22 protein-coding genes are annotated in these 23287 nt (G+C 76.0%); 12 read left to right on the forward strand and 10 right to left on the reverse strand.

Annotated elements, in window-relative coordinates; translation table 11 throughout:
• Window positions 1-160: 160 nt before the first annotated feature.
• On the forward strand, window positions 161-1123 hold the full coding sequence (locus BLW63_RS00620) for a hypothetical protein (protein ID WP_091150407.1): 963 nt from the start codon (window positions 161-163) through the stop codon (window positions 1121-1123).
• Between the two features lie 209 nt (window positions 1124-1332).
• Here the strand turns inward: BLW63_RS00620 and BLW63_RS00625 are convergent, their stop codons facing one another.
• The gene (locus BLW63_RS00625) at window positions 1333-1608 is read right to left on the reverse strand and encodes a hypothetical protein (protein WP_211516950.1); all 276 of its coding nucleotides are present in this window, start codon (window positions 1606-1608) and stop codon (window positions 1333-1335) included.
• Entirely contained in the window at window positions 1605-3203 is a 1599-nt protein-coding gene (locus tag BLW63_RS27665; protein WP_244522260.1) for a DUF4389 domain-containing protein, read from the reverse strand. Before BLW63_RS27665 ends, BLW63_RS00625 begins: the two co-directional genes overlap by 4 nt.
• A 537-nt stretch (window positions 3204-3740) precedes the next feature.
• Here BLW63_RS27665 and BLW63_RS00635 point away from each other — a divergent pair.
• From BLW63_RS00635 to BLW63_RS00645, 3 genes are read left to right on the forward strand one after another with little or no spacing between them, the layout of a single operon-like run.
• Window positions 3741-6152 (forward strand): phosphatase PAP2 family protein, encoded by a 2412-nt coding sequence (locus tag BLW63_RS00635; protein WP_091150410.1) that lies wholly within the window; start codon window positions 3741-3743, stop codon window positions 6150-6152.
• A complete protein-coding gene (locus tag BLW63_RS00640) occupies window positions 6149-7225 on the forward strand; it encodes a lysylphosphatidylglycerol synthase transmembrane domain-containing protein (protein ID WP_170856570.1) in 1077 nt (358 codons plus the stop codon). Before BLW63_RS00635 ends, BLW63_RS00640 begins: the two co-directional genes overlap by 4 nt.
• Window positions 7222-7914: a phosphatase PAP2 family protein gene (locus tag BLW63_RS00645; RefSeq protein WP_139263443.1), complete on the forward strand. Its 693-nt coding sequence runs from the start codon at window positions 7222-7224 to the stop codon at window positions 7912-7914. Before BLW63_RS00640 ends, BLW63_RS00645 begins: the two co-directional genes overlap by 4 nt.
• A gap of 119 nt (window positions 7915-8033) precedes the next feature.
• Here the strand turns inward: BLW63_RS00645 and serA are convergent, their stop codons facing one another.
• A complete protein-coding gene (serA, locus tag BLW63_RS00650) occupies window positions 8034-9242 on the reverse strand; it encodes a phosphoglycerate dehydrogenase (protein ID WP_091150414.1) in 1209 nt (402 codons plus the stop codon).
• Between the two features lie 166 nt (window positions 9243-9408).
• Between serA and BLW63_RS00655 the strand changes: the two genes are divergently transcribed.
• Both BLW63_RS00655 and BLW63_RS26545 read left to right on the forward strand, forming a co-directional pair.
• Window positions 9409-10692 carry a glycerophosphodiester phosphodiesterase gene (locus tag BLW63_RS00655; protein WP_170856571.1) on the forward strand — a complete coding sequence of 428 codons (1284 nt, stop codon included), beginning with the start codon at window positions 9409-9411 and terminating at the stop codon, window positions 10690-10692.
• Complete coding sequence (locus tag BLW63_RS26545; protein ID WP_170856572.1) at window positions 10689-10862, forward strand: hypothetical protein; 174 nt, start codon at window positions 10689-10691, stop codon at window positions 10860-10862. The genes BLW63_RS00655 and BLW63_RS26545 overlap by 4 nt, the downstream gene beginning before the upstream one ends.
• A gap of 74 nt (window positions 10863-10936) precedes the next feature.
• Here BLW63_RS26545 and BLW63_RS00660 read toward each other — a convergent pair whose 3' ends face one another.
• From BLW63_RS00660 to BLW63_RS00675, 4 genes are all read right to left on the reverse strand, one after another.
• Window positions 10937-12322 (reverse strand): carotenoid oxygenase family protein, encoded by a 1386-nt coding sequence (locus BLW63_RS00660; RefSeq protein ID WP_091150419.1) that lies wholly within the window; start codon window positions 12320-12322, stop codon window positions 10937-10939.
• A gap of 113 nt (window positions 12323-12435) precedes the next feature.
• Window positions 12436-12846, reverse strand: a complete 411-nt coding sequence (gene mscL, locus BLW63_RS00665) for a large conductance mechanosensitive channel protein MscL (RefSeq protein ID WP_091150421.1) — start codon at window positions 12844-12846, stop codon at window positions 12436-12438.
• Window positions 12847-12888: 42 nt separating this feature from the next.
• Window positions 12889-13194: a Rossmann-fold NAD(P)-binding domain-containing protein gene (locus BLW63_RS00670; protein WP_139263445.1), complete on the reverse strand. Its 306-nt coding sequence runs from the start codon at window positions 13192-13194 to the stop codon at window positions 12889-12891.
• 80 nt (window positions 13195-13274) lie between these two features.
• A complete protein-coding gene (locus BLW63_RS00675) occupies window positions 13275-13940 on the reverse strand; it encodes an NAD-dependent epimerase/dehydratase family protein (protein WP_091150426.1) in 666 nt (221 codons plus the stop codon).
• On the opposite strand from BLW63_RS00675, the gene BLW63_RS00680 reads away from it, so the two are divergent.
• Window positions 13939-14298: a carboxymuconolactone decarboxylase family protein gene (locus BLW63_RS00680; protein WP_091150429.1), complete on the forward strand. Its 360-nt coding sequence runs from the start codon at window positions 13939-13941 to the stop codon at window positions 14296-14298. The two genes, BLW63_RS00675 and BLW63_RS00680, sit on opposite strands and share 2 nt — an antisense overlap.
• On the opposite strand, the gene BLW63_RS27670 is transcribed toward BLW63_RS00680, so the two are convergent.
• Window positions 14198-15325, reverse strand: a complete 1128-nt coding sequence (locus BLW63_RS27670; protein WP_244522262.1) for a MetQ/NlpA family ABC transporter substrate-binding protein — start codon at window positions 15323-15325, stop codon at window positions 14198-14200. The genes BLW63_RS00680 and BLW63_RS27670 overlap by 101 nt on opposite strands.
• Window positions 15326-15381: 56 nt before the next feature.
• Here BLW63_RS27670 and ureA point away from each other — a divergent pair, with 56 nt between their 5' ends.
• The 5 genes from ureA (at window position 15382) to BLW63_RS00710 (ending at window position 21295) form a co-directional block, all read left to right on the forward strand.
• Window positions 15382-15999, forward strand: a complete 618-nt coding sequence (gene ureA, locus BLW63_RS00690; protein WP_211516951.1) for an urease subunit gamma — start codon at window positions 15382-15384, stop codon at window positions 15997-15999.
• Entirely contained in the window at window positions 15996-17684 is a 1689-nt protein-coding gene (locus tag BLW63_RS00695; RefSeq protein WP_091150431.1) for an urease subunit alpha, read from the forward strand. Before ureA ends, BLW63_RS00695 begins: the two co-directional genes overlap by 4 nt.
• 11 nt (window positions 17685-17695) lie before the next feature.
• The gene (locus BLW63_RS00700) at window positions 17696-19366 is read left to right on the forward strand and encodes an amidohydrolase (RefSeq protein WP_091150433.1); all 1671 of its coding nucleotides are present in this window, start codon (window positions 17696-17698) and stop codon (window positions 19364-19366) included.
• Complete coding sequence (locus tag BLW63_RS00705) at window positions 19363-20712, forward strand: MFS transporter (RefSeq protein ID WP_091150434.1); 1350 nt, start codon at window positions 19363-19365, stop codon at window positions 20710-20712. The genes BLW63_RS00700 and BLW63_RS00705 overlap by 4 nt, the downstream gene beginning before the upstream one ends.
• Before the next feature lie 73 nt (window positions 20713-20785).
• Window positions 20786-21295 carry a phosphohydrolase gene (locus tag BLW63_RS00710; protein WP_091150436.1) on the forward strand — a complete coding sequence of 170 codons (510 nt, stop codon included), beginning with the start codon at window positions 20786-20788 and terminating at the stop codon, window positions 21293-21295.
• Window positions 21296-21415: 120 nt separating this feature from the next.
• Here the strand turns inward: BLW63_RS00710 and BLW63_RS28415 are convergent, their stop codons facing one another.
• Window positions 21416-22357 (reverse strand): sensor histidine kinase, encoded by a 942-nt coding sequence (locus tag BLW63_RS28415; RefSeq protein WP_091150438.1) that lies wholly within the window; start codon window positions 22355-22357, stop codon window positions 21416-21418.
• The gene (locus BLW63_RS00720; protein ID WP_091150440.1) at window positions 22354-23196 is read right to left on the reverse strand and encodes an MEDS domain-containing protein; all 843 of its coding nucleotides are present in this window, start codon (window positions 23194-23196) and stop codon (window positions 22354-22356) included. Before BLW63_RS00720 ends, BLW63_RS28415 begins: the two co-directional genes overlap by 4 nt.
• Window positions 23197-23287 lie beyond the last annotated feature (91 nt).

The raw sequence follows: 23287 nt of genomic DNA on the forward strand, positions 1-23287 counted from the left end.
GCAACGGGGCAGGCCGGCAGGGACCGACGTCCCTGGGTGCCAGGGTTCCGGTGCACACCGTGCCGCTTCCCGACCGTGCCGCACCCCGGGCCCTTGGTCCCCCGCGACGAGGACCCTCGGCCCCGGCGGACCGCTCCTCCCCGGCGGAACGTGACCCCCCGTGACCGAGCCGCACCGAGCCACCCCGCGCCCGAGCCGACCGGGCCTGCTGCCGGCCCCGACGGCGCTCCTGGGAGCGGGCACCGTGGTCCTCGCGGCCCACGAGCTGCCGGACCCGGGAGGCATCGGCTCCTCGGCGGTCGCGGCTCCCCCCGGCGCCGGGGCCGTGGCCCTCGCCCTACCGGCCGTCGTCCTCCTGCTCACCGCCTGGTCGACCCGGCACGGGCGGAGGACCGGTGCGCTGGTGGCCCTGGCCGCGTCCTCGGCCGTCGGGTACCTCGCCGCCGGCACGGTGGTCGGTCGCGGCCGGTCCGGGACGACGGACGGCGGAGCTCCGCCGCACCTCCTGGTCCTGGCCGTCCTGCTCCTCGCCGCCACCGTGGCCGTCGCCGCGTGGCGCGCGCTGCCGGCCGGTGCGGTGACCCTCGAGCGCCGGACGCGGGTGCTGGTGGGTCCGCTCCTGCTCGCCGCGGTCTGGGGACTGCTCATGGCGCGGCAGCTGCCGGTAGGGCCGGTCGCCGGGGGGCTCCCGGTCCGCAGCGCCGGCGCCCTCGCCGACCTGGTCGTCCTCCCGGCCGCCGCCGCGGCCGGCGGCGGACTGCTCGCGCGTGCCGCCTGGGCCGGGAAGGCGACGTTCGCCTCCGCGGGGTGCCTCGCGCTGGCCGGTCTCGTTCCGGTCGGCGCGGTGTGGTCCCCGACGCCACCCGGCGGCGCGGGGGCGTCCGCGGCTGTCACCTGGACGGCGACGGCCCTGGGGGTGGCCGCCGCCGTCCCCGCCGTGCTGTGCTGGACCGCCGTCGTCCGCACCGGCCGGCAGTACTGGGGCGGGCTGCCCGCCGCGGCGCCGGCTCCCCGTCCCCGGCTCCTCCCCGTGCCCCGGAGCTCCCCGGAGGACCCCGCGTCCCGACCCACCCCCGGTGCGGCGGCCGTCGCGGCGCGAGGGGCACGCCGATCCGGGACCTAGAGTCCCGTCGCCGCACTCGCCCGCTCGATCGGGGAGCTCATGCTCCGCTCCGGTCCCCCGCCGGGCCGGGAAGCGGCCCCCGGCCGGACTCCGCCGGCCGGGGGTGGTCCGGAGCGAACCCGCCGAGGTGCACCGGCGGCGACCCGCAGCCCACCCCGGGTACGGCGGTCCGGGCGCGAGCACGCCGCGCACCTTCGCGGCCACGGCCGTCAGCCGGCCGGGACGCCGGCGGACCCCGGCCCGCGCAGCGGCCGGTCGAGGGTCAGCTCGCCGACGTGCAGCCGCGCGATGCGCAGCTCCCCGACCTCCGCCCGGCCGAGCGCCAGGCGGCCGACGGCCAGCGCGCCGACCGCGAGGGCACCGACGGCGAACGCCCCGGCCGCCAGTGCCCCCACGGCCAGCGCGCCCGCGGCCGCGGCGGGCACAGCCACCCGGCGCCAGGCGAGGTCCTGCGGCCGGGACCGTGGGCGGACCCGGCGGGTCACCGCTCGGTCCCCGGGGTGGTGCCGGCCTGCGGCGCGTCCGCCGGCGCGGGCCGCGGCGCGGGCGGCGCCGGGGGCGCGGCGGAGGGACCGGCGGCCGGAGCCGGCGGCGGGCCGTAGGGCTGGTAGACCGGCCCGGCCGGGCCCGACCGGGCCTCACGCACCGCGAGCGCGACGAGCAGCGCACCGACGAGGGCCAGCACCGCGCCGACGACGAGCAGCCCGGACCAGATCCACGGCAGCGCGGGCACGGTGACGCCGGCGCGCGCGTCGACGTCCACCCCCGCCGCGCCGTCGGCGCGCATCACCACGACCGTCCAGTCACCGTCCGACGGCGTCCACTGCAGGGTCTGGGTGCCGGTCCCCTCGGTCTGGGCGACCCAGACGTCCTCGTCCCTATGGAGGGCTGCCGGTGCTCCGCCGCTGATCTCGTCGGTGACCCCGAGGCCGCCGTCCGAGCCGAGTTCGCCGACCCGGCCGTGCCCGACCCCGGCCAGGTACCGGTCGGCGTCCGCGGACCGCGCCACGCCGATGAAGAGGCTGGTCCCCGGGTCCGCCGCGGTGGCCTCGACGCGGACGTCGCCGATGAACTCGTCGACGACCCACTCGTCCCCGGCAGTGTCGAGCGTGATGTCGTCGACGGTCAGGGCGGAGCCGGCGGTCGAGAGGTCGTCGGTCACGGACCACACGTAGCCGTCGTCGCGCTGGCTCGTGTCGGCCCACGCCAGCGCGGCGCCGCCGACGATCGGGCCGGTGGCGGCCAGGAGCAGCACGGCGCCGGCCACGACGGCCACCACCCGCCCGGCGGTCCACCGCTCCGGCGTCCGGTGGTGCGGCGGCTGCGGCACGGGGGCGCCGGGAGCCGACGTCGCGGCCGCGGGGCTCACCGGCGGCGGCCCGGCCGGGCCCACGGGTCGGGTGCCCGGGTCGGCGCCGCCCAGGTCGAGCCGGAACGGCGGGTACCGGTCGGTCATCAGGGCCACGTAGGCCGCGACCCGCAGCACCCACCGGTCCATGCCGAGGATGAAGTCGTACAGCGGCGCCGGGTACCGCCCGGTGAACAGCAGCACGATCCCGACGATCAGCGCCAGCAGCCCGATCAGTCCGCCGGCACCCCAGCTGCTGTCCCACCGCACGTCGTCCGCGGTTCCCGTGCTGATCCAGATGCCGCCGCCGGCGAAGACGGCGAGCACCAGCCAGTGCGGGATGGCGAGCAGCCACGACTTGACCAGCACCAGCCCGCGGGACAGCCGCTCCGGGTACGGGACGTCCAGCCGGGCCGGGTAGTCCGGCACGTCGGCGAGGGTGAACGGCGGGTACCGGTCGGTGCCCAGGGCGGAGTAGCCGTAGTAGTGCACCCGCCAGCTCCAGCGCAGCACCCCGAGGTTGAAGTCGAACAGCGCACGCGGGTATCGCCCGGTGATCAGGATCGCGAACCAGGCGACCACGGTCAGGACGACGAAGGCGGTCCAGAGGAACGCCAGGACGACGTAGTGCGGGATCAGCAGGATCCACTTGACCAGCCAGAGCCAGCGCGACAGCGGCGCGTCCATCGACGCGTCGACCCGCACCGGGTAGGGCGGATGGGTCTCGGTCACGGCACTCCTCCTCGACGTCGTCCGCCCGGACCGCGCGGTCACGCCGTCCGACGGCGGACTGCCCCCGAGCCTCCGGCGGCTCGCGCGACCCCGACACCGCCCTCCGTCCACGGTGCGGCGGGCCGGAGGTCCCTCAGCGGTGCGGCGTGCGACACCGGGGCCCGGCGGCCGGAGACCCTCGTGCCCCGCCCGCGCGTCGGACGGGTCGAGCCGGACCGGACGACGGCGGAGGAGGCCGCGATGGTGCAGCGCCGGTGGCGGGGACCTCGGCCCGTGGCAGCGGCTCGGCCTCGTGGCCGCGGTCGTGGCGCAGCCGGTGCCGGCCGTTCCCGCCTCGTCCGACCTGGCCCGCCGTCGTCCGGCCGGGGTGGCCGGTCGCAGGGGCGTGTGGGCGGTGGAAATCGCGGTCAACCGGGTCGGGCCGCCGGCGTACCTCCGCCGGGGACGTCGGCGCTGAGACGTCGCCGGGACCCCGGACACGCCGGCCTGGACCGGAAGACCCTGCTCCACGAGGCCTCCGGGATGTGGACTCCCGGCATGACCTCCCGCGTCATCGGCCCAGCCGACCCGGACCTCCGGGCCTGCCGCCCGGCGCGGCGGGGTCGTCGGCCGGTGCAGCGGTACCCGGTCGACCTGGTACGGGTGGCCCTGGGTCTGGCGGTGCTCGGCCTGGGCTTCCTCGTCGCCCAGCGTGGCCGCCTCCCCGTCTTCGAGCGCGACGTGTTCCAGCTCGTCAACGACCTGCCGGCGACGGTCTTCCCGGTCGTCTGGGCGGTGATGCAGCTGGGCAACGTCCTGGCGGTGCCGGTCGTCGCCGGGGTGGCCGCCCTGGCCCGCCGGTTGCGGATGGCGCGGGACGTGTTGGTCTCCGGGGTCGCCGCGTACTTCGCCGCGGACCTGGTGAAGAACGTGGTGCAACGGGAGCGCCCCGGGGGCTTCGCCGTCGAGGTGAACTTCCCGGAGGGTCCGGTCACGGGCCTCGGTTTCGTCTCCGGGCACTCCGCGGTGGCCGCCGCGCTGGCCACCGCCGTCGTGCCCTACCTGTCCCGCCGCGGTCGACGCTGGGCGTGGACCCTGGCGTGGACGGTCGCCCTCGCGCGGGTCTACGTCGGGGCGCACCTGCCGCTCGACGTCGTCGGCGGGCTGGGCCTGGGCTGGGCGATCGGCTCGCTGGTGCACTGGGTGTTCGGCATCCCGCGCCGGGAGGTCGCGGTGGCGCGGGTCGGACAGTTGCTCGACCGCTTCGGCCTGTCCGTGCGCGACCTCCGGCCGGCCTCCGTCGAGGCGCGCAGCTCGCACCCGTTCGAGGCCGTCGACGAGCGCGGCCGCCGGCTCTACGTGAAGTTCCTCGAGCCGGACCGCTACGAGCGGGACTGGCTCTACCGGCTGTGGCGCCTGCTGGCCGTACGTGACATCAAGGACGGCGACGCCGTCGCACCGCTGGGCCAGCAGGCCGAGCACGAGGCGGTGGTCGCCATGACGGCGCGCGAGCGCGGGGTCTCCGCTCCGCCCGTGCTGCTGGCCCGGGGTGACGAGCGCGGCGCGGTGGTCGTGCAGGAGTACGTGACCGGCCGAGGGATCGACGAGCTGCCGGCCGACGAGCTCACGCCGGAGTTGCTGCGCCGGGTGTGGCAGCAGGTGGCCCTGCTGCGGGCGGCACGGGTGGCCCACCACGACCTGGTGGCGTCCAGCGTCCTGGTCGACGCCGACGGACGGGTGTGGGTGGTCGACTTCGGCAACGCCCTCAACGGTGCCGACGACGACGCGCTGGCCGGCGACGTCGCCGAGCTCATGGCCTCCTTGGCGCTGCGGGTCGACCCCGCGCTGGTGGCCGACTCGACGATCCACGTCCTCGGGCCCGACGCCGTGGCCCGGGCGCTGCCGGGGCTGACGCCGCTGGCCCTGTCGGCGGTGACCCGCGCCGAGATCCGCGAGGACCGCTCCGGCCTGGACCGGCTGCGCGGCGCGATCCGCCGCCGGCTGGCCCTGCCCGACCCGGACCGGCCGGAGTTCGGCCGGCCCGGGCTCGCCGCGCGGCTGGCGGTGGCCGCCGGCTCCGTGCTGGTGCTCGTCGGGGTCCCGCTGCTGGCCGGTGCGACGGCGTTCGTCGGGTCCGTCGAGCGCGGCGGCTGGCGCTGGCTCGGCGCCGCCCTGGTGCTCGCCGTGCTGGCCCGGGCGGCGACCGCCGCTGCGGCGCTGCTGACCATCGACCGCCGGCTGGCGCTGGGCCGGACCTACGCTGCCTCGATGGTGGCCGAGGAGGCGTCACTGCTGCACGGCGGCGAGGGCTGGCGCCGGTCGGCTGCCCGGTTCCTCGAGCGTGCCGGGGTCTCCCCGGAGGAGGCACAGCGGGCGGTGGACCGGTACGTCGCCGGGGCCATCGTCGCGGCAGTGCTCGTCGCCGCGGTCACCTCCGGGCTGGCGGTGGTGGAGGGGCACCTCGGCAGCTGGCAGACGCCCGAGGCGCTCGTCCCGGCCGTCGCACTCGGGCTCGGCGCCTGGGCGCTGGTGCTGGCCGGCCAGTGGCTGGCCCGGCGGCACGACACCGGTCCGGACGTCCGGCGGCACGTGACCCTGACCCTGCGCGGGCATCTGACCGCCCCACGCCGTGCCCTGTGGATGCGCGGCGCGCAGCTGGGTTGGACGGCCGCCGGCGTCGCCTTGGAGGGCGCGGCGCTGGCCGCCGCGATGCACGCCGTCGGGGGGGCGGTGCCCCTCCTGGCGACCGCGACGGTGTACGCCGGCCTGCACCTGCTGTGGTCGGTCCTGCCGGTGACGGGCGCGCCCGGGGCTGCCGAGGTCGCCCTCGTCCTGGCGCTGACCGCGCTGGGCGCGCCACTGGCCGGAGCCTGCGCCGCCGCGTTCACCTTCCGGCTGCTGGTGTTCTGGGGACCGGCCCTGATCGGTGGCGTGTTGTCGGCCCGCTTCGACCACCGCTTCGGCGCGTGAACGCCGTAGCGGCCGACCAGCCGCGGCACCCCCTCCGCCGGGTCCTCACCGGGCCCGTGGGGCGGGCCGCCCTCACGGTGGCCGTGGTGGTCGCGGTCTTCGGCGGGGTGCTGCCGCGGATCGCCGACTACTCCGCGGCCTGGGAGCTCGTGCGCGGCCTCACCGCGCTGGAGGTCGCCGGCATCGGGGTGATCGCGCTGGTCAACCTGTTCTCCTACGCCCCGCTCTGGATGGCGGCGATGCCCGGGCTGTCCCTCGGTCGCGCGGTGCTGTCCGACCAGGCCTCGACGGCGGTCTCGAACACCGTCCCCGTCGGTTTCGCGTTCGGCGTCGGCACCAACGTGGCGATGTACCACTCCTTCGGCTTCTCGCCTGCGGCGATCACCCGCGCCGTGGCGCTCACCGGCGTCTGGAACACCCTCGTCAAGCTCGCCACCCCCGCCGTCGCGCTGGGCGGGGTGGCGCTGGTCGGGGACGTCGATCCCGGGCTGGGCACCGCCGCCCTCGTCGGCAGCGGCGTCCTCCTGCTCGGCGTCGGCGCGCTGGTGGCGGTCCTGAGCCACGGCCGGGCCGCCGCGGTGCTGGCCGCGGCCGCCGAGCGGGCCGCGGGGCGGGCCGCTCGAGCGGTGCGGCGGCAGCCGCCGTCGGGCTGGGTGGCGCGCACCGACCGGTTCCGCACCGGGTCCCTGGACCTCATCCGGCACCGCTGGGTGCAGCTCACCGCCGCCGCGGTCGGGAGCCACGCGGCCCTGTTCCTCGTGCTGCTGGCCTGCCTGCGCGCCGTCGACGGTCGGGGTGCCAACGTCCCGTGGGTGGTCGTCCTGGCCGTCTTCTCCCTCACCCGGCTGGTCACGCTCGTGCCGATCACGCCGGGCGCCCTGGGGGTCGCCGAGCTCAGCTACGTCGCCGGGCTGACGGCCGTCGGCGTGGACCCGGCCGCGGCCGCCGGCGCGGTGCTGCTGTTCCGCTTCCTGACCTGGTTCCTCCCCATCCCGACCGGCATCGTCACGTGGCTGCTGTGGCGGCACGGTGCGGGTCAGGACCGGGCCGCACGGGTCGGAGCCGGTCCGTGACGCGTCGACGGCCGCCGGCAGCGGCCACTGTGTACCGCCGACGCGGTACCGACGTCGTCACCCTGCTGGCCACCACGGCCCTGACGGTGCTGTGCTCCTGGGCCGTCTCCTCCGGGGACGTCAGCCCGGTCGAGGAGGCGGTGTTCGACTGGGTCAACTACTGGCCGGACTGGTTGGAGGAACCCCTGTACGCCTTCCAGTTGCTGGGGGTGCTGGGGATGCCGCTGCTGGTGGCGATCCCGGCGCTGGTGCTGCGCCGCTGGCGGCTGGTCCTCGCCCTGGCCCTGCTGGTGCCGCTGAAGCTGCTGGTGCACGGCGAACTGGTGAAGGGCCTGGTCCAGCGGGAGCGGCCCGGCAGCATCCTGCCCGACGTGGTGCTGCGGGACGTGCCGTCGGCCGGCGTGGCCTACCCCTCCGGGCACGCGGTGATCACCGCGGGCATCGTCGTCCTGCTCGCCCCCTACGTGCGGCGGCGGTGGCTGGCGGTCCTCGTCGCCCTGGCGCTGCTGAACTCGGTGGCCCGGGTGTTCCTGGGCGCGCATGTACCGCTGGACGTCATCGGTGGCGCGGCCCTGGGCGCGGCGATCGGCGCGACGCTGAACCTGCTGGTCGGCGTGCCGGCGCGGGGCCGGGGTGTCCGTGCGCCCGGCGCGGGGAGGCGTGCCTCCCTGCCCGCGCGGGGAGCGTGACGGCGGCGCCGCGGCGGACGTCTCCTCGGCTCGGGACGTCGGGTGCAGGACGGCGTCCAGGCCCCAGGGAAGAGCGAGCGGTCGAGCGACCCGGCGCGACGTCGTCGCCGGCCGGGGAGTCAGCCGGTGCGCGACCCGAAGGTCGTCAGGCGCACGCTCTCCGGCAGCGCGCTGAGCGCGGCCAGCAGCTCCGGGGGCAGCGCCGCGCCGACGTCGGTGACCGCGTAGCCCAGCTCCCCGCGGGTGGCGAGCACCTGGCCGTCGACGTTGAGGCCGTGCTCGCCGACCAGCGCGTCGACGCGCGCGAGCACGCCGGGCTCGTTGCGGTGCAGCAGCGCGAAGCGGGCCGCGGAGGACCCGTGCAGAGCCACGGTCGGCAGGTTGACGCTCAGCGTCGTCGTCCCCGCCCCGGTGTACTCGACCAGCTTGCCGGCGACGAACCGCCCGATGTCGTGCTGCGCCTCCTTGGTCGACCCGCCGACGTGCGGCGTGAGGATGACGTTGGGCAGGCCGCGCAGCACGGAGGTGAACGGGTCGCCCTGCTCGCGCGGCTCCTCGGGGAAGACGTCGACCGCGGCGCCGGCGATGTGGCCGCTGAGGACGTGGTCGCGCAGCGCCTCGTGGTCGACGACGAAGCCGCGGGAGAGGTTGAGGAACAGGCTCCGCCGGCGCATCCGCCCGAACTGCTCGGCACCGAACAGGCCCGCGTTCCCGGCCCGGCCGTCGACGTGCAGCGTCACCGTCTCGGCCCGCTCGAGCAGCTCCTCGAGCGTGTCGCAGCGCTCGGCGTTGCCGAGCGCGAGCTTGTCCTCGAGGTCGTGGAAGAGCACCCGCATGCCCAGTGCCTCGGCCAGCACCGACAGCTGGCTGCCGATGTTGCCGTAGCCCACGATGCCGAGCGTCCGCCCGCGGATCTCGTGGCTGCCGGCCGCGGACTTGTCCCAGGTGCCGGCGTGCAGCGACCGGTCCCGGTCGACCAGCCGCCGGGCCAGGCAGATGATCTCCGCGATCGCCATCTCGACCACGCTGCGGGTGTTGGAGTACGGCGCGTTGAACACCGCCACCCCCGCCGTCGCGGCCGCGGCCAGGTCGATCTGGTTGGTGCCGATGCAGAACGCACCCACCGCGGCCAGGCCGGGACGGCGACACAGCACCTCCGCGGTCACCTGGGTCTTCGACCGGATACCCAGCACGTCGACGCCGTCGAGCGCGGCCACCAGGTCGGTCTCGTCCAGCGCGCCGCGCAGCGACTCGACCTCGTAGCCGGCGGTGCCGAGCAGGTCGGCCGCCACCGGGTCGATGTTCTCGAGCAGCAGGGCTCTGGGCACGTTCGCAGGACCTCCTCCACCGCGGGACCGCCGGTGGACCGCGTCCCGACGAGTATCCCGTCGCGGTGGGGAGGCCCTGACGACCGGGGGCCGACGGTCACCCCGGAGCCGGCGCCGGGCGGCCACTCCCACCCCGGCCGCGGGCCCGAGGCCCCAGGATCACCACGTGGACTTCGCCGACCTGAGCCGGCCGTTCGTCATCGCCCACCGCGGCGGGGCCATGCAGGTCCCGGAGCACACGATGGAGGGCTACCGGGTCGCAGTGGGCCAGGGCCTGGCTGTCATCGAGCAGGACGTGTCGACGCTCGCCGACGGCGGCCTGGGCGTCATGCACGACGGCACGGTGGACCGCATGACGACCTCCAGCGGCAACGTCGCCGACCACACGTCGGTGTCGTGGAAACAGCTCGACATCGACGCCTCGGTCACTCTCGGCGGAGGCTGGCCCGACGGGCTGCGTCCTCCGCTGTTCGAGGAGGTGCTGGTCGAGTTCGGCAACCGCGTCCTCCTCTGCGTCGAGGCCAAGAGCAGCGACGCGATGGGCCCGGTGATCGACGCACTCGAGCGACGCGGGATCCGCCCGGCGTCCGTCCTGCTCCAGTCCTACGCACTCGCGGACTGCCGGCTGGCGCGCTCACGGGGGTGGGACGTCATCTGGCTCGGCAGCACCGACGTCCTCCGGGCCGCCGTCGAGGGCATCGCCTGGATCGGTCCGGAGGCCGGCCACGTCACCCCGGCGGTGTGCGCACAAGCGCACGCGGCGGGGATCGAGGTGGCCTGTCACACGGTCAACCGCCGGCACCAGCGAGACGTCCTCGTCGCCGACGGCGTGGACGCGATCTTCTCCGACGACCCGGTCTACATCGCGGGCGACGCGGGCCGGCGTACCTCGGACCTGTTCGCGCATCAGGTCTGGCTGCCCGGGATGCTGCCGGACGGCGGCCGCGGCCGGTTCCACGCGGACGACGCTTCCTGGGGCTTCGACGTCTCCGGCACCGCCACCTCCACACTCATGGGCTTCCTGGTCCCGCCGGACCCGGCCGCCTTCACGCTGCGCCTCGACCTGCGCATGGACGCGACCTGCGCGGACGGCCGCACGAGCTGCGGGTGGGTCCTCCTGAGCACCGATGACCACCCGTACCGGCCGTCGTCCGGCTCGTCGGCCGGCACCGACGGCTACCTCTTCGTCCTGCGGGCGGACGGCACCCTGGACGTCCACCGGGTCGTCGACGGGGTCGCCACCCCGTTGGCGTCCTCGACGGGAGGAACGGCGCTGCCCATGGGTGCCTACGTGCCGCTCCGGATCACCGTCGCCGGCCCGGGCCTGCTCTTCACCCGTGCCGGCGGCGAGGGCGTGGCCGTCGCAGACACCACCCACCGCCCCGTGCCCGTCGTCCACCTCGGCTGCGCCTCCGCCGGGGTGCGGTTCAAGAACCTGGAGTTCACATGACCGACCCCTGGGAACGCCCGGGTCACGGGCCGTCCGACCCGGAGGGCTACCTCGTCGAGCAGACCCCCGACGGCTACCGGTGGACGTGTCGCGCCGACGGCCGCACTGCAGGGCCCTTCGCCAGCCGGGACGACGCCGTCATGGACGCCGAGGCGGACCGCGCCGACTGAGGGACCGGGGCCGGTGTGCTCGAGCCCGCTCGACGCCCGGGAGGTGGCGAGGACCGCCCTCACCAGGCAGCGGCTCACCGGTCGGGGACCCAGCTGCCGTGGAAGCCGAGCGGCACGCGCGCCGGCAGGTGGACGCGGGCGACGGGGCCGCCGGGAAAGTCCTGCGCGGCGAGGACCACCAGGTCGGTGGCGCCCCGGTCGGGATCGTGCACGAAGGCGAGGACGTAGCCGTCGTCCTCGGCCGCGTCGGGTGCCGACGGGGCGAACACGGCCTCGCCCACGACGGCGTCGCGGCCGAAGCGGTGCACCTCGACGCGGCCGGTGGCCAGGTCCTGCTTCAGCAGCGCGTCGGTGAACGCGTCGTCGGCGAAGGAACCGTCCACCCGCACGGTGGCCGGGCCGGCCTCCCCGGTCACCACGCTGTAGCCGTAGCGGTGCGGCCGGGAGACGACCCGGTCGTCGGTGCGCGGGAGCTCCTGCGGGCGGTCGTCGAGGCACTGCCGGCCGACCCTGCCCGCGGCGGGGTCGACGGTCCAGCGGTCCAGCGTCAGCGGGCCCTGCCCGGACAGGGCCGACAGGTCGTAGGAGCCCCCGTAGCGGCACAGGTCGACCACCACGCGGTCGCCGTCGTCGTACGCGTTGAGCGTGTGGAACACCCAGCACGGGTCGACCTCGCTCCAGCGGACCTCGCGGGCGGTCCCCTCCCGCGGCAGCAGCCCGACCCGGGCCGGGTGCGCCGGGTTCCACCCGTAGGGCAGGGACGAACCGGCGGTCGCGGCGGCCATGCTGAAGGTCACCGGGAGGTCGAGCAGGACGACGTACCGCTCGGTCAGCGCGAAGTCGTGCACCATCGGCCCGTCCGCGACCGGGACGTCGGTGGTGCTGCTGACCCGCCCGTCGGGGCCCACGACGACGTGCTGCAGGTGGTCCCAGCCCCAGAAGTAGGCGACGGCGTGCAGGTCCCCCGTCTGCCGGTCGAGCTTGGTGTGCGCGGCGTAGCCGCCCGGCAGCGTGCCGCCGAAGTCGCACGGGCCGACGGTCTCGAGCTCGTCGGTGAGCTCGTACGGCAACGCGCCGGCCTCGACGGTGGCGAGCGTGCGTCCGCCGTGCGCGATGACGTGGGTGTTGGCGGCGAAGTCCATGCCGGCGTGCACCGGCCCTCCGGCCCACCGCTCCCCCAGCGCCTCCGCCACCTGCCGCGAGCGCACCCAGCGGTTGCGGTACCACTCGGCCCGGCCGTCGCGCAGCCGGACCCCGTGCACCATGCCGGGACCGACGAACCAGTGCTGGACCGGGTCGTCGAGGCCCAGCGGGTTGGGGCCGTTGCGCAGGTACCGCCCGTGCAGCTCGGCGGGCAGCGTCCCGGTCACGGGCAGGTCGAACGCGGTGATCTCCTCGGTGACCGGCGCGAGCGGCCCCTCGAGGGACCTGCCGGGGTCGGGTACCGGGTGGTCGGGCATCGTCGTCCCCCTGGCGGTCGTCGGCCTGGCCCCGTGTCGTCGCGCTCCCCCCGGCAGTCTGGTCCGCCCGCTGCGCTGCGGGAAGCCACGCCGCCGCGGGCGGACGGGGCGTCTCAGGAGACGATCGGGTCGACGTCCCGCGTGCAGAACATGCACACCGACGCATCCACCGGGATGAAGCTCTTGCAGTGGTCGCACTCCCGGTTGCCCTGCGCCCCGGCGGTCTCCCGGCCGGTGGCCCGTCGGACGGCCTGCACCAGGAACATGATCGTGAGGGCCAGCAGCAGGAACGAGACCAGCGCCGTCAGGAACGAGCCGTAGCGGATCTCCCCGCCGTTCACCGTGAGCACGAGGGCGTCGAAGCTCGGCTCCCCGAAGACCGCCGCGACCAGCGGCAGGATGATGTCGCCCACGAGTGACTCGACCACCGTCGCGAACGCCGCTCCGATCGCCAGGCCGACGGCCAGGTCGACGAGGCTGCCGGAGAAGGCGAAGTTGCGGAAGTTGCTGAGCAGGGTGCGCACGGGTCCTCCTGCCGGGCCGGGACCGGGACCGGGACCCGCAGCCTAGGGCCGGCCGACGACGGGTGCAGAGCCACCCGAGGCGGCCCGCAGCGCGGCCAGGGTCCGGCGCACGCCCTCCTCGTACGGGGTGGGGGTGAGCCCGAAGGCCCGGGCCGCCCGGCTGCCGTCGACCACGAACGGCTGCTCGAACTGGTAGACCATCTCGGCGCCCTCGCGCGCCAGCGGGACCACGGAGCCGACCACGCGCATCCGGGCACTCCCGTGCCGCACGAGCCGTAGCCGCGTGCCCGCCTGCCGGCACGCCTCGGCGGCCAGCGCCCGCCCCGTGGTCACCCCCGGGTGGGGCACGTGCCACACCGCCGCGGCGGAGGTGTCCCTGGTCCCGACGGCGGCCAGGGTCGCGGCGAAGTCGTCGACGAACGTGACGGTCAGGGGCAGGTCGGGGTCCCCGAACCACTGGACCGGCCAACCCCGCAGGGCCGAGGGGACACGTTGCCGGCGACGAGCGACCGGACGCCGGGCCCGTAGAGCTCCCCCGCACGGACGACGCCGACCGGCAGCCGTCCCGCCGCGCCGGCGGAGAGGATCCGCTCGGCGATCCACGCCCGGAGCACGCCCTTGGCGCTGACCGGCCGCCACGGGGTGTCCTCGGTCATCGGGCCGTCGACCCGCCCGTACATCCACGTGTCGTCGGCGTACACCAGACGGGCGCCGACCCGGGACGCGGCGTCGACCAGCGCGTCGGTGACCACGGGGAAGTCCCTCGTCCAGCGCGCGAGCACCGGCATGACGCAGTGGTAGACGGCGACCGCGTCCTGGCAGTCCGCGGCCAGGCCCTCGCCGTCGGTGGCGTCCGCCGCTGCCGTCTCCACGCCGGGTGTGCCGACGTCCCGGCCGTCGCGGGTCACCGCGCGCACGCGCAAACCGGCGGCGTGCAGGTGGGCCACGAGGCGCCGGCCGGTCGCTCCCCGGCTCCGACGACGACGTGGACCCCCGCGGCCGGGTCGGGAGCCTGCGCGTCTGCGGTCATCGGGGTCTCCGTCTCGTCCGCGACCGGGGGCGCCACCGTGGAGCCGGTGACACCATGCCGTCATGAGCTACGGCCACGCCGTCCAGGACGAGCTCCGCGAACCGGGTCGCGCGTTGCGCCGCGCGATCCCCGAGGTCTACGACGGCTACCGGACGATGCACGCCGCCGCCTACGCCGCGGGGGCGCTGGACGAGAAGACCAAGGAACTGATCGCGCTCGCCATCGCGGTGAGCAAGGAGTGCGACGGGTGCATCGCGTCGCACGCCCGCGGCGCCGCCCGCACCGGCGCGACCGAGTCCGAGGTCGCCGAGGCGCTCGGAGTCACCATCGCGATGAACGGCGGTCCGGCCACCGTGTACGGCCCGCGCGCGTTCGCCGCCTTCCGGGAGTTCGCGGAGGAGGCGGATCCACAGGGGGGCTGACCCGTCCATCCCGCTCACCGGGCGCCCCCCACGCCGCCGCCACCGCCCGCACGGCGCGGTCGACGTCCGCCTCCGTCGTGGACCGGTACGTCACCGCGTCGGACGCCGGCTGGGCTCCCGCCACGGCCGGCACGTCCGCCGCGGTGGCCGAGTCCAGGGCGCCGCCGACCACGAAGCGGAAGGACCGCGGTCCCGTCGTGGCGACCAGCCCCGGCTCGGCAGCCGCGGCCAGCTCCGCCAGGACGGCGGCCGGATCGGCGCCCTCGTCGCGCAGCGAGCCGAGCCCGGCGCGGACCGCGGCGGCCGGCTCCCCGCGGGGGAAGACCGCGACATCCCGGACGCCGGCCCGGTACTCGGCAGCCCGCGCCGCGACGTCGGCCAGCAGGGTGCGCAGATCCGCCACGGCGGGATCGTCACAGGCCGCGCCCCGACATGGCTCCCCGTCGCGGCCGGGGCCGTCGGGGTCGGAGAACGCGCCCGGGGAGGTGACCGTGCGCCCCACCGCGGGGACGACCGCGCCCTCGTAGGTCTGCTCGATGAACTGGCGGACCTCGTCGGAGTGCAGCAGCTCCTCGAGCTGCTGGATGCGCTCGTCGTCCTGGGTGCCGGTGCGCACCACCAGCAGGTTGGCGTTGGGGGTGCCCTCGGCCTCCTCCAGCGCCAGGGCGTCCTCGGCGGGGACCAGGTCGGCCTCGATGGCGTAGTTGCCGTTGATCACCGCGATGTCGACGTCGGCCAGCGACCGGGGCACCTGCGCGGCCTCCACCTCGGAGATCTGCAGGTCCTCGGGGTTGCCCTCGACGTCCAGCGACGTCGGCGCCGCGTCGCCGGTGTCGGCCAGGGTGAGCAGCCCGTTGGCCTCGAGCAGCCGCAGCGCCCGGGCGGCGTTGGTCGGGTCGTTCGGGATCGCCACCGTCGCGCCGTCCGGGAGGGCCGCCAGGTCGGTCAGCGACTCGGAGTAGATGCCGAGCGCCTCGAGCCCTCCGGGGGACCGCCGGTCGCGCGGGGGACCACGACCGTCAGGCACGGCCGCGGACCAGTCGCACGCTGCCGATTGCCGGACGTCCAGGTCAGGAGCACCGTGTGGCTCGACACCACCACCGCACGGAACCGGAGGCCGCGGTGCACCTGACCCCCCGCGAGCAGGAGCGCCTGCTGCTGTTCGGCGCAGCCGAACTCGCCCGCCGGCGGCTGGCGAGGGGCGCGCGCCTGGGCGCGACCGAGGCCGTCGCCCTGGTCTGCGACGAGGTCCTGGAGATGGCGTGGGACGGGCTGCCCCTCCAGGAGGTCGTCCGGCGGGCCCGGGGCGTGGTCGCGGCCGGCCAGGTGCTCGCCGGGGTCGCCACCACCGTGCCCAGCCTGCAGGTGGAGGCGCTGTTCCCCCACGGCACGTCCCTGGTGCACGTGCCCGAGCCCTTCGGTCCGGCCGACCCGACCGGTCCCGGCGCCGTCCTCGCGCAGGACGGCGACGTCGAGCTGGCACCGGGCCGACCGCGTCGCACCGTCGAGGTGACCAACCGCGGCGACCGCTCGGTGTGGATCTCCTCGCACTTCCCGCTCGAAGAGGTCAACCCGGCGGTCGAACTCGACCGCGAGGCGGTCCGCGGCTTCCGGCTCGACCTGCCGGCCGGTCTCAGCCGGGAGTTCCCGCCCGGCACCACCTCCGTCGTGCCCGTGGTGGCCCGCGGAGGTCAGAGGTGAGCCGCCTCTCCCGCGCCCGCTACGCGAGCATCTACGGCCCCACCACCGGTGACCTGCTGCGCCTGGGCGACACCGACCTGTGGGTGCGCGTCGAGGCCGACGACACCGAGCCCGGCGACGAGCTGCTCGGCGGCTGCGGCAAGACCGCCCGGGACGGGCTGCTCGTGACCGGCCGGGCTCCCCGGGACAGTGCCCTGGACATGGTGGTGCTCGGCGTCGTGGTGATCGACCCGCTGATCGGGGTGCGCAAGACCAGCATCGGGATCAAGGACGGCCGCGTCGTCGGCGTCGGCCGGGCCGGCAACCCGGACACCACCGACGGCGTGGAGCTGGTGGTGGACTCCCATACCGCGATGATCACCGGGGAGGGCCTCGTCGCCACCCCGGGCGTCGTCGACTCGCACGTGCACCTGTCCAGCCCCGAGGTCGCGCCCGCAGCACTGGCCGCCGGGGTGACCTCACTCGTGGGCATGGGCATCGGCGGCGTGTGGGACGTCGGCGCCAACCCCGCTCCGAACCTGCACACGCTCATCGACGCCTGGCGGGACACCCCGGTCAACGCGGCCTTCCTCGCCCGGGGCTCCACCTCGTCTCCCGAGCTGCTCGAGCGCGCCGTCCTCGCGGGGGCCGGTGGGTTCAAGATCCACGAGGACTGGGGCGCGACGCCGCGCATCGTGGACACCTGCCTCGGTGTCGCCGACGACGTCGACCTGCCCGTGGCCCTCCACACCGACACCCTCAACGAGTCCGGCGCCCTGGCCGACACGCTGTCGGCCACCCGCGGCCGGACCGTGCACGCCTACCACGTCGAGGGCGGCGGCGGGCACGCCGACCTGCTGCAGGTGGTGAGCGAGGCACACGTCCTGACCTCATCGACCACACCAACGCTGCCGCTGACCGGTGCCACCGTCGACGAGTTGCTGCCCATGACCTTGACGGTCCACCGCGGGCACCGCGGCATCGACAGCGACGTCTCCATCGCCTCCAGCCGCGTGCGCGAGCACGGCATCGCCGCGGAGAACGCGCTGCACGACCTGGGCGCCATCAGCATCGTGAACTCCGACTCGATGGGCATGGGCCGGATCGCGGAGACCGCCCGGCGCACCTGGCAGCTGGCCCACGTGCAGGCGCACCTCGCCGGTCAGGCCGGGCCGGAGCACGTCAACAACGAGCGGGTGCTCCGCTACCTGGCCAAGGTCACCGTCAACCCGGCCATCGCCCACGGCATGGCGCACGAGGTGGGCTCCCTCGCGCCCGGGCGGCTCGCGGACGTCGTGCTGTGGCACCCGGCGACCTTCGGGACCGCGCCGGAGCTGGTCCTCAAGTCCGGCTTCGTCGCCTGGGGGACCTCGGGCTCCGGCTCCGGCTCGACCCGGCTGACCCAGCCGCGCGTGCTGCGGCCGTACTTCGGCGGCCTCGGGGCCGCGCCGCGCCGGCTCTCGCGGGTGTTCGTCTCCGAGCAGTGCCTCGCGGACCCGGACGCGCGCCGGGCGCTGCCCGAGGGCGTGCGCTACGCCGCCATCCGAGCGAGCCGCGGGCTGACGAGCGCGGACATGGTCGCCAACGCCGCCCTGCCCGCGGTCACCGTGCCGACGGAGCCGGGTCCCGTCCTCGTGGACGGGCGTCCCGTCCCCGTCCACCGTGCGTCCGACCTGCCCCTAACCCGCCTGCACCACCTGGCCTGAACGGAGCGACCGTGCTGGACCTGCTGCTGAGGGACGTGCTCGTGCACACCGTCGACGACGCCCGCCCCACGGCGTCCGCCGTCGGCGTCCTCGGCGGCCGGATCGTCGGACTCGACGAGGAGGTCGTGGACCTGCCCGCCCGGTCGGTCGTCGACGGGGACGGTGCCGTGGTGGTCCCCGGGTTCGGGGACGCGCACAACCACATGGCCTGGTTCGGCCAGTCGCTCGGCGAGATCGACCTGTCCGCGACCGGCGACCTGGCCGCTCTCGAGGACGCCGTGGCCCGGGACGCCGCCCGACTCCCCGCGGACGCGTGGGTCGTCGGCTCCGGCTACGACGACACAGTCATGGGCGCCCACCCCGACCGCTCCCTGCTGGACCGGGCCGGCGGGGGACGACCGGTGTGGCTCAAGCACCGCTCCGGCCACATGAGCGTGGTGAGCAGCGAGGTGCTGCGACGCTGCGGCGTCCTGCACGGCGGTGCGGAGGAGCCGGAGGGCGGCGTCGTCGTCCGCGACGGGTCCGGGGAGCCCACGGGGCTGCTCCAGGAGCGCGCACAGGCGCTCGTCGACGACCTCGTGAAGCCGTACCCGGTGGAGGAGGTCGCGACGGCGCTCGGCCGGGCGAGCGAGGTCTACGCCGCGGAGGGGCTGACCCACGTCGTCGAGGCCGGCATCGGCCTGGGCCTGCTCGGCCGCTCGCCGGTGGAGGCGGCCGCCTACCTGCTCGCCCGGGACCGGGGGCTGCTGCGGACCCGCGTCGAGCTGATGGTCGCCAGCGACACCCTGCACCGCCTCCGGGCGCACCCCGCCGACGGCATCGACGTGGGGCTGGACCTCGGGCTGCGCACCGGTTTCGGCGACGACCGGCTGCGGCTGGGCCCCATGAAGATCTGGCTGGACGGGTCGCTGATCGGGCGCACGGCCGCGCTGTCCGAGCCCTTCTGCGACCACGGGACCGCGGTGTTCCAGGACGACCCGGACGTCATGCGCCGCCTGGTCGTCGACGCGCACCGCGCCGGGTGGCGGGTGGCCGCGCACGCCATCGGTGACGACGCCGTGGAGCTGGCGCTGGACAGCTTCGCCGAGGCCACCCGGGTTCACCCGCGCGCCGACGTCCGCCATCGCGTCGAGCACGCCGGCCTGGTCCGTCCCGACCAGCTCGCCCGTTTCGCCGACCTGGGCGTGGTCCCCGTCCCCCAGCCGCGCTTCCTGTACGCGATCGGGGACACCATGGCCGCCGCGGTGGGGCCCCGGCGCGCCGACTGGCTCTACCGGCACCGCTCGTTCCTGGACGCCGGGCTGCGCGTGCCCGGCAGCTCCGACCGGCCGGTGGCCCCCGGTGCCCCGCTGCTCGGGATGCAGTCCATGGTCGAGCGCCTGTCGTCCGGCGGGGCGGTGATCGGGGCCGACGAGCGCGTGAGCGCCGCCCAGGCACTGCGGGCCTACACCCTCGACGAGGCGTGGGCCAGCCACGACGAGCGGACCCGCGGCAGCGTCGCCCGCGGCAAGGTCGCCGACCTGGTGCTGCTGGACGACGACCCGCTGCGCGTCGACCCCGACCGGATCGGCGCCATCGGTGTCCTGGCGACGCTGCTCGCCGGGGCACCCGTGCACGACACCGGCCCGTTCACGGGCCGGGACCCCTCCCCCACCCCCGATCCGCGAGGCAGGCAGGCATGAGCGATCCGACCGGCTCGTCGCCCGGCGCGGCGGCCGCCGCCCGCATGGTGGACACCCCCGCGCACGTGAGCGGCCAGGACGCCCGCCGGGTCGCCTTCGCCGCCTTCGTCGGCACGGCCCTGGAGTGGTACGACTACTTCCTCTTCGGCACCGCTGCCGCCCTGGTCTTCAACCGGCTCTTCTTCAGCACGCTGGACCCCACGGCGGCGACGCTGGCGGCCTTCGCCACCTTCGGCGTCGGCTTCGTGGCCCGCCCGGTGGGGGCGGTCGTCTTCGGAGCGGTGGGCGACCGCATCGGCCGCCGTCCCGCGCTGCTGATCACGGTGGTGATGATCGGCGTGGCGACCGGGCTGATCGGCCTGCTGCCCGACTTCGCGGCCATCGGCGTCGCCGCGCCGGCCCTGCTCGTGCTGCTGCGCCTCGCGCAGGGCGTGGCCGTCGGCGGGGAGTGGGGCGGCGCGGTAACCCTGGCCGTCGAACACGCCCCGCCGGACCAGCGCGGCCGCTACGCCGCCCTCCCCCAGCTCGGCTCGCCGGTGGGCACGCTGATGTCCTCGGGCGCCTTCGCGCTCGTGCTGCTGCTCCCCGACGAGAGCTTCGACTCGTGGGGGTGGCGGCTGCCCTTCCTCGCGGCCTTCCCCCTGCTCGTCATCGCTTTCTACATCCGCCGCCGCGTCGAGGAGTCACCGGTCTTCGACCAGATGCTCGCCCAGGAGTCCGACCGGCCGAAGATCCCGGCCGGGGAGGTCTTCACCCACGCCTGGGGACGCCTGCTCGTCGCCATCGCGGCGGCGTTCCTCGGCGTCGGCGGGTTCTACGTGCTGACCACGTTCGCGATCAGCTACGGCGTGGACACCCTCGGCCTGTCCCGCACCCTCATGGTGAACGCCACGCTCGTGGCTGCCGTGGTCGAGATCGGCGTCATCGTCCTGTTCGGCCGGATAGCCGACCGCCTCGGCCCGGGCCGGGTGACGTTCTGGGGTGGCCTCTCCAGCGCCGTCCTGGCACTGCCCGTCTTCGCCCTGCTGACGACGCGCTCGCCGGTCGCCGTCGTGCTCGCGATCTCGGTCGGGATCGCCGCCCTCTCGGTGGCGTACGCGGTGACCGGCGCCCTGCTGGCCGAGCTGTTCCCCGCCCGCTACCGCTACAGCGGGGTGGCACTGGCCTACAACATCGCGGGCGCGCTCAGCGGGTTCCTCCCCTTCATCGCGACCGCCATGACCAGCAGCATCGGCGACGACCCCTGGGTGCCCGCGACCCTCCTGATCGCCGTCTCGCTCGTCACCGCCGTCGGCGGGTTCGTCGGTGAGCGCATGCGCGTGCGCGACGAGGTAGTCGTGGACTGAGGTCCCGCCGGTCGACGGGGGCCGGTGGGACGGGTGTCGCGCATACGCCGGGACCAGCGCCTAGCCTCGGACCGTGGGGTTCACCGTTCCCGACGCGCACCTGCTCGCGCTGCACGCGCACCAGGGCCAGGTCGACGAGCACGGCCGTGACCACTACCTCGCCCACCTGCGGCCGGTCGCCGAGGCGCTGCGCCCCCACGGCCCCTACGCGGAGATGGCCGGCGCGCTGAAGGACGTCGTCCGGCACACCCGCGACCACCCCGACCCCACCCGCCGGCACGACCTCGACGGGCTCCGCGCGCTCGGCGTGCCCGAGGTCGTCGTCGAGGCGATCGACGCGGTCACCCGGCGGCCGGGTGAGCCCTACATCGCCGGCCTGGTCCGCCGGGCCGCGGCCCACCCGCTCGGCCGGCTGGTCATGCTGGCCGACAACGCCCACGACCTCGCCGCCGCCGCCGAGCTGGCCCGGGTCGACCCGGAGCGGGCCCGGCGCCTCCGCGAGGGCCGCTTCCGCCCGGCCCGCCGGATCCTGCTCGCCGCCGAGGCTGCCGACCCCCGCTCGGGCCGCCGCGTCCTCGTCTGAGGACCCACCGTCCGGCCACCCTTCAGGGGCCCGCGCCGAGCCCTGACGGCCCCCTTGCAGGGCCCCGCCGCGAGCCTGGGGGGCAAGGGGGTCCTTCACGGGGGGAAGGCTGGTCCTCCTTCAGCGGTGGTGGAAGAACAGCCGGACGGCGGTGCCGGCGGGGTGGGAGTCGACCGCCACGTCGTCGGCCAGGCTCCATGCCAGCCACATCCCCCGGGGACTGTCGGGCTTCGTGGGCGGTGGGACGTAGCCGAGGGTCTCGTCCGGCAGGCCCGGCCCGGAGTCGGCGACCTCGACGACGAGGGTGCCCTCGTCGGTCCAGGAGGAGACCTCGACGAACGGCGCCACGCGCAACGCGTTGAGCACCAGCTCGTGGGCCGCTTGGACGACCTCGCCCACCCGCGCCGGCCACCAGTCGAGCGCCGCCGCCGAGACCGCGCGGCGCGCCTCCCGTGGCGTCGTCAGCGCCGCGACGGCGGCCCGCGCCGGGCGCCGGTCCCACGCCGGGTGCACCGACCGGAGGAAGCGCTCCGGGTCCTCGTAGGCCGGTGCGGGAACCGGTGCCGAGCCGCCCCAGGTGAGCGGGTGGGTGCGGGCCACCGCGTCGAGCACCGGCTCCGGCAGCCGCTCCCGGTCGTGCAGGCACAGGCTGTAGTACGGCAGGGCGGCGTAGCAGCGGTTGGCGACGGCCTCGAACCGGCTCCACTCCCGCCCGTCGTCCCGCGCCAGCCAGGTCGGCTCCGCGGCGAGCCGCCACGTCGGCGCCACGGCCTGCAGGGCGCGGAGGTCCCGGTCGTAGGCGTGTAGCGTGCGGTGCCCGCCCCGCCACCAGGTCTCCGCGGCGGTGAAGGCCGTCAACCGGTCCAGGTCCGGGCCCAGCTCGCCGGCGAGCAGCGACCGGACGCGCTCGCCGGCGACGACGAGCACCGGCTCCCCGCGGGACAAGCCCTCGAGCACGAACGGCACCACCCGGTCGACGAGCTCCTGGTCGGCGCCGAACACGAAGGCCTCGTGGGCGAGGGCCGTGCCGTCCCAGTCGCCGGTGGGGCGGACGTCGCTCACTCCGGCACCACGTCCCCGCCGCCGAGGCCGAACAGGGCGAGGCAGCGGGCGGCCGTCCGCGGAGCCCCCACCAGCCGCAGGTGCACGTCCGCCCCGCGGAGCAGCCGGGTGGCACGGGCCAGCGCGCGGGCGCCGGCGACGTCGAGAAAGCGGAGGGCGGAGAGGTCGAGCACGACCTCCCCGGGGGCGTCGCAGGCGACGTCGACGAGTGCCCGAAGCAGGTCGTCGGCCAGGGTGACGTCGACCTCGCCGTGCAGCGACAGCGACAGGCCCCGCCCGGACAGGTGGGCGAGGGCCTCCGAGCCGGAGTGCTGGTCGGGGTGGAGCAGGGTGACCGGGCCGAGCACGTCGTCCCCCAGTGCAGCGTCGTAGAGGCAGAGCGCGGTCATGGGGGCGGCACCCATCATGGCGTCGGCCAAGTGCTCGTACACGTGCAGCTGCCGCCGCGCACCGGCCCCGTGGCGGGCCCGCGGGGTGACGTCGGCGGCCACCCGCAGGCCGGTGCGGCCGCGCTGGCGGGCCTCCGCCACGAGGGTCCGGTACGCCGCCACCTGGTCCTCCGGGGAGAACCGGTCGCCGGAGCCGTACACCGCGTCGGTGCCGTGCACCTGCAGCTGCCCGTCGGCGAGCAGCTCGTCGCGTCCGGGGAGGGGCGCCAGGACCCGCAGCAGCTCCGGGCGCGACGCCCCGATGAGCAGCAGCTGCTCGCCGAGCCGTCGTCCCTCGTCGAGGAAGGGCAGGACGGCCGCCGAGAGGTCCGCGGCGTCGGCGAACGTCCAGCAGGCGTGGTCGCCGGACTGCAGACCCGTCGGTGCGTCCAGCCTCCGCGGGGCCGTCACACCGGGACGGTACCTCCGCACCCGCCGTCGCGGGAGGGGCCGGTCGCAGCGGCGGAGGTACCCCGGACCCGGCGCCGCGGGTTACGGTCGG

The organism is Geodermatophilus africanus (assembly GCF_900107105.1).
Lineage (GTDB): Bacteria > Actinomycetota > Actinomycetes > Mycobacteriales > Geodermatophilaceae > Geodermatophilus > Geodermatophilus africanus.

Excerpts from the sequence above, each read along its gene's own strand:
- BLW63_RS00635 (WP_091150410.1), top strand. The coding sequence starts at position 3,741 with ATGACCTCCCGCGTCATCGGCCCAGCCGACCCGGACCTCCGGGCCTGC.
- BLW63_RS00660 (WP_091150419.1), bottom strand. The coding sequence starts at position 12,322 with ATGCCCGACCACCCGGTACCCGACCCCGGCAGGTCCCTCGAGGGGCCG.
- BLW63_RS00680 (WP_091150429.1), top strand. The coding sequence starts at position 13,939 with ATGAGCTACGGCCACGCCGTCCAGGACGAGCTCCGCGAACCGGGTCGC.
- BLW63_RS00705 (WP_091150434.1), top strand. The coding sequence starts at position 19,363 with ATGAGCGATCCGACCGGCTCGTCGCCCGGCGCGGCGGCCGCCGCCCGC.
- BLW63_RS26545 (WP_170856572.1), top strand. The coding sequence starts at position 10,689 with ATGACCGACCCCTGGGAACGCCCGGGTCACGGGCCGTCCGACCCGGAG.
- BLW63_RS00675 (WP_091150426.1), bottom strand. The coding sequence starts at position 13,940 with ATGACGGCATGGTGTCACCGGCTCCACGGTGGCGCCCCCGGTCGCGGA.